The organism is Flagellimonas oceanensis (assembly GCF_003992595.1).
GTDB lineage: Bacteria > Bacteroidota > Bacteroidia > Flavobacteriales > Flavobacteriaceae > Flagellimonas > Flagellimonas oceanensis.
In genome coordinates, this window is record NZ_RZNA01000037.1 from 1 (window position 1) to 8,421 (window position 8,421).

Annotated in this window: 8 protein-coding genes; all 8 read right to left on the reverse strand. The window is 39.2% G+C overall.

The features are described from left to right. Nucleotides 1-25: 25 nt before the first annotated feature. Nucleotides 26-1,675 (reverse strand): ISL3 family transposase, encoded by a 1,650-nt coding sequence (locus EO132_RS09300; RefSeq protein WP_127137576.1) that lies wholly within the window; start codon nucleotides 1,673-1,675, stop codon nucleotides 26-28. 277 nt (nucleotides 1,676-1,952) lie between these two features. Next, complete coding sequence (locus tag EO132_RS09305) at nucleotides 1,953-2,570, reverse strand: TlpA family protein disulfide reductase (protein ID WP_127137581.1); 618 nt, start codon at nucleotides 2,568-2,570, stop codon at nucleotides 1,953-1,955. A 14-nt stretch (nucleotides 2,571-2,584) separates the two neighbouring features. Then, nucleotides 2,585-4,243: a bifunctional metallophosphatase/5'-nucleotidase gene (locus tag EO132_RS09310; protein ID WP_127137582.1), complete on the reverse strand. Its 1,659-nt coding sequence runs from the start codon at nucleotides 4,241-4,243 to the stop codon at nucleotides 2,585-2,587. Nucleotides 4,244-4,283: 40 nt separating this feature from the next. Further along, on the reverse strand, nucleotides 4,284-4,706 hold the full coding sequence (locus EO132_RS09315; RefSeq protein WP_127137583.1) for a DsrE family protein: 423 nt from the start codon (nucleotides 4,704-4,706) through the stop codon (nucleotides 4,284-4,286). A gap of 2 nt (nucleotides 4,707-4,708) precedes the next feature. Continuing rightward, entirely contained in the window at nucleotides 4,709-5,110 is a 402-nt protein-coding gene (locus tag EO132_RS09320) for a DoxX family protein (RefSeq protein WP_127137584.1), read from the reverse strand. A 133-nt stretch (nucleotides 5,111-5,243) separates the two neighbouring features. Next, nucleotides 5,244-5,564 carry a hypothetical protein gene (locus tag EO132_RS09325; RefSeq protein ID WP_127137585.1) on the reverse strand — a complete coding sequence of 107 codons (321 nt, stop codon included), beginning with the start codon at nucleotides 5,562-5,564 and terminating at the stop codon, nucleotides 5,244-5,246. 169 nt (nucleotides 5,565-5,733) lie between these two features. After that, on the reverse strand, nucleotides 5,734-6,444 hold the full coding sequence (locus tag EO132_RS09330) for a VIT1/CCC1 transporter family protein (protein WP_127137586.1): 711 nt from the start codon (nucleotides 6,442-6,444) through the stop codon (nucleotides 5,734-5,736). A gap of 188 nt (nucleotides 6,445-6,632) precedes the next feature. Then, nucleotides 6,633-8,282: an ISL3 family transposase gene (locus EO132_RS09335; protein ID WP_127137576.1), complete on the reverse strand. Its 1,650-nt coding sequence runs from the start codon at nucleotides 8,280-8,282 to the stop codon at nucleotides 6,633-6,635. Between the last annotated feature and the right edge of the window lie 139 nt (nucleotides 8,283-8,421).

Consider the following 8,421-nt stretch of genomic DNA (forward strand, 5'->3'; position numbering starts at 1 on the left):
GGTTCTTCGTCATATTTGGGGATCATTAACCGGTTTGGGATAAAATCACTTTTTTACGCAATAGGTCAAAGCAAGCTCTACCATACATTTGTCTTTTAATGCTCTTTATCCGGTTTACGTGGCCTTCTACAGCGCCATTGCTCCAAGGCATTTCAATCGCGTTCTTAACGGCTTTGATATCCCTTGACAGTCCATTGGCAAAAGTGGTCAATCCCGTCATTTTGTATTTTGATCGTTTAATGAATTCGATCCATCGGTAAATGTTGCCACGTCCCGTGGTCAACATAGTTTTAAAGATCCGCACCAATTTTTGAATAACCCGTAGCTCCGGGATATTGTCCAATAAGGTCTGTAGATATCTCCGCTGATCGGGATTCTTGACAACAGTCGGACAGGAACCGATATATTTGGCGAGCTCCCTTGAGCTCAAGGGTTTTATATAGGGAATTCTCTCCTTTTGTATCTGTGCAAAATCAGGTGTGCATATTCCATGTTTTTTCTTTATGATGTTTATATTGTGATAGGCCTGCGTCCTGCTTCCGTTATATCCCAATTTATAGATTTCGTCCATTATATCTTTCACCATATATCCCTGAACGTCCGATCGCGCAACGATGTGTTGGGAAAACAGCTCAATATTGGTCGATCTTGAGCTTGATCTTGGAGGCAATGATTCCAGCGAGAGATAGGAATGGACCGTATTGCGGCTTATGCCCAGATCTCTTGCGATCTTTCGTTTGGATATGCCCTTGGCATGCAATTCCTTGACCTTGTTGAAAACATCCTGCCTTCGGTCCGTTCCTTTTAGGACCACTCTTTTTTGGACCTTTGATAATGGGCCCGTTGTTTTTTCCTTCGCATAGCCGGTAATTTGACCATCGGACTTTTTCAAAAGTTCATTGCTTTTATCCTTAATGAGCTTTTTGATTTTTGGGTCCACACTTTTGAAATACCTGTCCAAGGCATCCGATAGGTTCATTAATAAATGAAATCGGTCCGCGACCTGTTCTGCACTTGGACAGACCTCATCAATGGCAGAAGAATACGAACTGGCCCTGTCCCTGGTGACAATCTTCACGCCAGGATATTTTGACAACCACTTTTTTAGCTCTTTGCCCTCCCTCGAAGGTAAAATATCAATGGGCCTTGACGTCTCCATATCAACGAGAACGGTTCCATAACTTATCCCTTTTCGATATGCAAAATCATCAACGCCAAGTACCTTTGGTTGGGCTATTTGGGGCAGTTGTTGTTCGTGGGCCATTCGTGTAATGGTTGATTTGCTGACCGAGATCAGTAGTTGTTCCGACAGGGTACTGCCCATTTTACCGGTCAGTTCGATCGACAGGGAATCCAATATCCTTGATACCCTTCGTGTTCTTCTCGAATATCTCAAAATATATGGTGTCTGTTCTGAAAATACTTTTCGGTCACATTGAGGGTTCTGACATTTAAATTTGCGTGTTTTTAGGAAGATAGTGGTCTTGTTTTGAAATACCGGGAGATCTGATATTGTTCTGGTATAACGATCATGGATTTTATTGCTGTGTTTTTCACAAACGGGACACTTTGCCCGTTTGGATTTTATTGATGCATCTATTTTAACCAGGGAATGGGAGCAATCAATATTATTTACAATTAGCCCAGGCATGCCGATCAGTTGTTTTACGGTCATAAGTAGTTGTTTATTAGCTACTTAAAGATAATAAATATCACCCTATAAAGCAAAGGACAAACGTATTTAAATTACTGAATATCAATATGTTAAAACTAAAACCCTAATGCATGGATTTCCCCAAATATGACGAAGAACCTATTTGATACCACCAAAAACGGAAAATTTGAGCCACCCAATAATTCGTCTTAGTGGTTTGAAAATCAACTTTTCTTGTAAATATAGCGATGCTCAATTTTATCCGGCGAGTGTGGTAAACTATGCCCGGCGTTTCCAATTATTTTAAGCTTATAAGGAATTTTTTGAATTCCGGATCACTATAATTTGCCATTCCCATATGTGTCAAGGCAAGATTTCCTTTCGCATCAATAACAAAGGTTGTAGGTAAGGCTGAAGATTGAAACATAGTTGGAAGATTACTAGCAGGGGCGTAAATAGGTAAATTATACCCTTTTCGTTTATCAAAAGCTTTAGCTTTTTCAAAATCGTCATCAAAGGATAGTAGTACAAAGGCCACATCATTATCCATTTGTTCGTGTAACTTATCGATGCCCGGCATTTCAGCTACGCAAGGTGGGCACCAAGTTGCCCAAAAATTTAAAAATATTACCTTACCCTTGAAATCTTCAAGCGAATGAATGTTACCATCCCGGTCGGCCAATTTTAAATTAAAATCTACTTTAGTTTGATTTAAATTTTCAACACTCGCGTTAGTGCTTTCTTCATTTCGTGCTTGTACTATTATAGATACATCTGGATTCATCAAACCAGTTGCCAATAAACCCCGTTGAGCATAACCAATAACTTCTGTATGAAGCCCGGTTGTAAAAAGGAAAATTACTACCGCGGCAAAAATGCCATACTGAATCCAAGTTTTCTTTTTCTTCTTATCCATATTCTTATTTTTCTTTATTGAAATTTATAATCGGTTTGAGGCACAGTAGAGAAAGAATATTCCCCAAGGTCCTCTGCATATGATCTTCCATCCAGAACAGGTGATACTGGTGAATGTTCATTCAAATACTCTTCCACAACTTCGTGAATGGTATAGTCTCTTTCTTCTACATCAATCACATTACTCATCCTACAGAGATTGTCGATAGGATCCCCAGGACGTACACAAGCTGAAATAGTATAGTAATCATCATTTTGTAGCGGTTTGCCATTCACAATTATGCTATTGATACGTTGGCCTTTTGGATTTTGACTGTTGAAGCTGACCTTCATTCCTGAAAAACGAACCAGCCATCCACCAAAACGCTCTGTTGGATTTTTTGAAAAAGCGTTGTGCATTTCTTTTTCTAGCCAATCCTTTATTTGTTTTCCGGTAGCCTTTCCTGTTTTAATATTTTCATTTACAGGAAGTAAGTTCCAAAGGTTTGCTCTTATTATTGGTGCAGGGCTACCATTTTTGGGAACTATTGGGTTACCGAACCTAAATCCGTTTGAAATAGATATGTCTGCACCCGTCTTCCAGCGAGCCGCATCTGTAATCAAATTGTCCATCGGGTTCTCTACAGTAAGATATCTATACAGAGGTTTTTTTGTATAACCTATCACCGTTTCCAAATGGTCTTTATAGGGTGCTTTTGCCTGGTCCACTAATACTTGAATTTCTTCATCTGCAGGAAAGACCTCTGGGTCAACGTCAATAAGTTCATAATCGTCAGCCACTAATTTACCATCAATAAAGTGAAGCGTCAATTTACCAACGAAAGAACCGAATGCTCCAGGTTCAGTGACTTTAGCGTACTTACCTTGAATGGGTTCTCGCACGCGCTCGTGGGTATCATTCCCCAGTATATAGTCCACATTTTCTGAAATAGGGTTATTAGCAAGTTCCACCTGTTTGAAAATACCGATGTGCGTTACCAAAAAGAGTGCGTCCAGGTTTTCATTCATTTTTAAGTCATCCACCTGTTTTTTAAGGTCTTCGGTTAGACCGCTGAACCCGATACCTTTACTGAATATCGGATTTTGACGTACGGGCACGTCTGGGTCGTTGATACCCATAAACCCGATACGTACACCCTCGAATTCCTTAACGGAATAGGTAGGAAACAAAGGTTCGTCACTCTCTTCGTGATACATATTCTGGACGATGACATCGGTTTCATAACCTTTCATTACATCCATCATCACATCCTTACCATATACCACTTCCCAGTTGCCAGGGATGATGACATCATAACCCATATTTTTAATAAGTGCGGGCATAACCTTTCCCTCTGATAGCGCTGTGTAACCACTACCCTGTATAAGGTCACCGCCGTCAACGATGATGGTGTGACCTGGGTTTTTTTGCCGTTCTTGCTCAAACAGTGTCTTGATATTGGCGAGGCCGCCTCGGTCTTTAAATACGATTTTTTCGTTTTCCCAGAATAGTTCAGGGTGTGTGTCGAGCTGCCCGTGAATATCGGCTGTTTGAAGTACGGTAATACTCAAAGTATCCTTTGATGTATCGGGACTGTCCATTTTATTTGATTTTTCTGTTTTGCAGCCAACCGTTAACACCAATATTGCTATCAGGAAAATCGCCTGCAAAATATTACTATTACTTGTTCTCATAGTCGTAAACATTTAGTCGTAAACATTACGTTTTCAATCATTACAGGCTAATACTTTTATAACCTTTTTTCTGAAGCTGAAAGTTGTAGAGAATTCCGTTCTCGACAATCTCAATTTCTTTAGGGACTTGTGTTTTATCTACCTTGAACTTATTGAGTGAAAAACCGCAGGCTATGATTTTTACACCTGCTTGTTCAGCCTTTTCTACGAAGTCACCCATTTTTTCAACATCAGTTATGTCACCTATTTCCTTGCCGCATATGATGACTTGAAAATCGCCAAAGGCATCGCCTTCTTGAGCCTTAAGGGCTTCAGCCGTTAGAATTATGGGCTGTAATTGAGGCACTTTTTTGGTCAGTACTACATAATTGTTTGTGTCGTTGTTAATTTGCTGTGCCTGTGTTTTATTTGCGCTGAACAGGGTTAGCACCAAAAGAATTGAACTTAATAAATATGTTTTCATTTTTATTCTTTTAAAAGGTTACTGGTGTCATTCAATACAAAAAATAGAAGTCCACCAAAAATTGCTATGTTTTTAAATAAAGGTCCAAGCGTTGTTATTTGACCCACTTGAATAGTTAATGTTATGGGGATTAAAACCGCCATCAATACAATAGCCGCCCATTTCGTCCTATATCCAATAAGAAACAGGAAGCCTGCTATAAGCATTACGATACCGGATAGGATTACTAGCCATTCAGGTTCGCCAAAAAATAGCGCGATACCTTTAAAGCTTGCTTGTTCTATACGCTGGGCAGTTTTTTCTACATTTACAAGGTGATTAAAACCTGCTACGGGAAAAATGCCACTTACCATAATGCGCAATAGCTGAATGGAACGACGACTGATTAAAATTTTTGTCGTCATTGTAAATTATATTTGAAATTTTTGATGTAATGTGGTGTCAGTCTGTCCATAATGAAATTTTGGACATATTTTTCAGACACAAAAAATCACTTAGGTCGCACCAACTTTAAGTTTTCGAAAAAGGTAGTATGACTCAGGCCAAACGAGGTGGTGGTGAATCGTTATCCAGAAAACGATAATTAAGCGTTGTAATAATGTGAGAATTATAAATTGAAGTAAGTTTGTAAATTCCAGTTTCCCATATGAAAATTTCTAATTGAAACTGAGGATTGCAGAAACTGCTCAATACTAATTTTTGCGAAAAAGATTTGTCTATTTTAGAAAAAGAAAAATCCTTTGCATCACCAATTGTTTTTGGTGAGTTTTTCTTCTTGCAAAACGGCTTTACAACTGTTATACCGCTATTGCTTAATAAACCCAAACCATTTGCATCTACGACAACAAATTTTGCCATAAAAATAAATGCAAATATTAGTGATATGTAAGTCTTGTACTTCACAAGTAATTCAAAAATAGACTTTCAATTTCATTATCAGGGTAACTTTTGTTACAGTACTTTGATTTTTTTTTAAAAGATGGGATAATATTGTCCTCCTTTCATAATTATTTATTGTTTTTTAAAATTAAACATTTACTCCAAAAAGGTAGCCGACTAATGCAGAAAGTACCATTGCGATTGTTCCCCAAATAGTAATTCTCAAAATTGCTTTTTTAATACTTGAACCACCAGCTTTAGCCGATGTTGTCCCAAGAATTATTAAGAAAATGATAGTAAAACCATACAGCCAATATTCCATTCCTTTCACTGGAGCAAAGAAGACAACCAAAAGAGGTAGTATTCCGCCAACTGTAAAAGAGGCCCCAGAAGCCAACGCTGCTTGAATAGGGTTTGCCTGACTAATTTCGTTAATCCCTAATTCATCTCTAATGTGCGTTCCTAATGCATCTTTTTCGGTCAGTTCAATTGCCACTTGTTTTGCCGTTTCCTTTTTCAGCCCCCTTTTTTCGTAAATCTGTGCCAGGATGTTCAGCTCTTCTTCCGGCATTTCTTTGAGTTCAATTTTTTCTCGTTCTATATCGGCTTTTTCTGTATCAGTTTGTGAACTTACCGAAACATATTCGCCTGCCGCCATTGATAAAGCTCCCGCTACAAGTCCAGCTACTGTTGCTAAAACTGTAGGCTCTCTTGTTGCACTTGCTGCTGCAATACCGATAGCTAAGCTTGAAATAGAAATTATTCCATCATTCGCTCCTAAAACAGCTGCTCTTAACCAGTTACTTCGATGAATATAATGGTTGTCTAAATAGTTATCAATTGTTATTTTTTTATTCATTTCTGTGTTTTAAGTGGTCTCAAATTACGCCCAACCACCTCGCCCCGTATGTTTACGAACGGATAATCAATTATTTATAAATATAGTAGTTTCCCAATAATTAAATCAAGCTAGAATAGAAGGGACAGTGAGGTCTCGGCAAGATGGATGAACCGGATGGTTTGGTTCTTCGTCATATTTGGGGATCATTAACCGGTTTGGGATAAAATCACTTTTTTACGCAATAGGTCAAAGCAAGCTCTACCATACATTTGTCTTTTAATGCTCTTTATCCGGTTTACGTGGCCTTCTACAGCGCCATTGCTCCAAGGCATTTCAATCGCGTTCTTAACGGCTTTGATATCCCTTGACAGTCCATTGGCAAAAGTGGTCAATCCCGTCATTTTGTATTTTGATCGTTTAATGAATTCGATCCATCGGTAAATGTTGCCACGTCCCGTGGTCAACATAGTTTTAAAGATCCGCACCAATTTTTGAATAACCCGTAGCTCCGGGATATTGTCCAATAAGGTCTGTAGATATCTCCGCTGATCGGGATTCTTGACAACAGTCGGACAGGAACCGATATATTTGGCGAGCTCCCTTGAGCTCAAGGGTTTTATATAGGGAATTCTCTCCTTTTGTATCTGTGCAAAATCAGGTGTGCATATTCCATGTTTTTTCTTTATGATGTTTATATTGTGATAGGCCTGCGTCCTGCTTCCGTTATATCCCAATTTATAGATTTCGTCCATTATATCTTTCACCATATATCCCTGAACGTCCGATCGCGCAACGATGTGTTGGGAAAACAGCTCAATATTGGTCGATCTTGAGCTTGATCTTGGAGGCAATGATTCCAGCGAGAGATAGGAATGGACCGTATTGCGGCTTATGCCCAGATCTCTTGCGATCTTTCGTTTGGATATGCCCTTGGCATGCAATTCCTTGACCTTGTTGAAAACATCCTGCCTTCGGTCCGTTCCTTTTAGGACCACTCTTTTTTGGACCTTTGATAATGGGCCCGTTGTTTTTTCCTTCGCATAGCCGGTAATTTGACCATCGGACTTTTTCAAAAGTTCATTGCTTTTATCCTTAATGAGCTTTTTGATTTTTGGGTCCACACTTTTGAAATACCTGTCCAAGGCATCCGATAGGTTCATTAATAAATGAAATCGGTCCGCGACCTGTTCTGCACTTGGACAGACCTCATCAATGGCAGAAGAATACGAACTGGCCCTGTCCCTGGTGACAATCTTCACGCCAGGATATTTTGACAACCACTTTTTTAGCTCTTTGCCCTCCCTCGAAGGTAAAATATCAATGGGCCTTGACGTCTCCATATCAACGAGAACGGTTCCATAACTTATCCCTTTTCGATATGCAAAATCATCAACGCCAAGTACCTTTGGTTGGGCTATTTGGGGCAGTTGTTGTTCGTGGGCCATTCGTGTAATGGTTGATTTGCTGACCGAGATCAGTAGTTGTTCCGACAGGGTACTGCCCATTTTACCGGTCAGTTCGATCGACAGGGAATCCAATATCCTTGATACCCTTCGTGTTCTTCTCGAATATCTCAAAATATATGGTGTCTGTTCTGAAAATACTTTTCGGTCACATTGAGGGTTCTGACATTTAAATTTGCGTGTTTTTAGGAAGATAGTGGTCTTGTTTTGAAATACCGGGAGATCTGATATTGTTCTGGTATAACGATCATGGATTTTATTGCTGTGTTTTTCACAAACGGGACACTTTGCCCGTTTGGATTTTATTGATGCATCTATTTTAACCAGGGAATGGGAGCAATCAATATTATTTACAATTAGCCCAGGCATGCCGATCAGTTGTTTTACGGTCATAAGTAGTTGTTTATTAGCTACTTAAAGATAATAAATATCACCCTATAAAGCAAAGGACAAACGTATTTAAATTACTGAATATCAATATGTTAAAACTAAAACCCTAATGCATGGATTTCCCCAAATATGACGAAGAACC

Excerpts from the sequence above, each read along its gene's own strand:
- EO132_RS09330 (WP_127137586.1), bottom strand. The coding sequence starts at position 6,444 with ATGAATAAAAAAATAACAATTGATAACTATTTAGACAACCATTATATT.
- EO132_RS09305 (WP_127137581.1), bottom strand. The coding sequence starts at position 2,570 with ATGGATAAGAAGAAAAAGAAAACTTGGATTCAGTATGGCATTTTTGCC.
- EO132_RS09310 (WP_127137582.1), bottom strand. The coding sequence starts at position 4,243 with ATGAGAACAAGTAATAGTAATATTTTGCAGGCGATTTTCCTGATAGCA.
- EO132_RS09315 (WP_127137583.1), bottom strand. The coding sequence starts at position 4,706 with ATGAAAACATATTTATTAAGTTCAATTCTTTTGGTGCTAACCCTGTTC.
- EO132_RS09325 (WP_127137585.1), bottom strand. The coding sequence starts at position 5,564 with ATGGCAAAATTTGTTGTCGTAGATGCAAATGGTTTGGGTTTATTAAGC.
- EO132_RS09335 (WP_127137576.1), bottom strand. The coding sequence starts at position 8,282 with ATGACCGTAAAACAACTGATCGGCATGCCTGGGCTAATTGTAAATAAT.
- EO132_RS09300 (WP_127137576.1), bottom strand. The coding sequence starts at position 1,675 with ATGACCGTAAAACAACTGATCGGCATGCCTGGGCTAATTGTAAATAAT.
- EO132_RS09320 (WP_127137584.1), bottom strand. The coding sequence starts at position 5,110 with ATGACGACAAAAATTTTAATCAGTCGTCGTTCCATTCAGCTATTGCGC.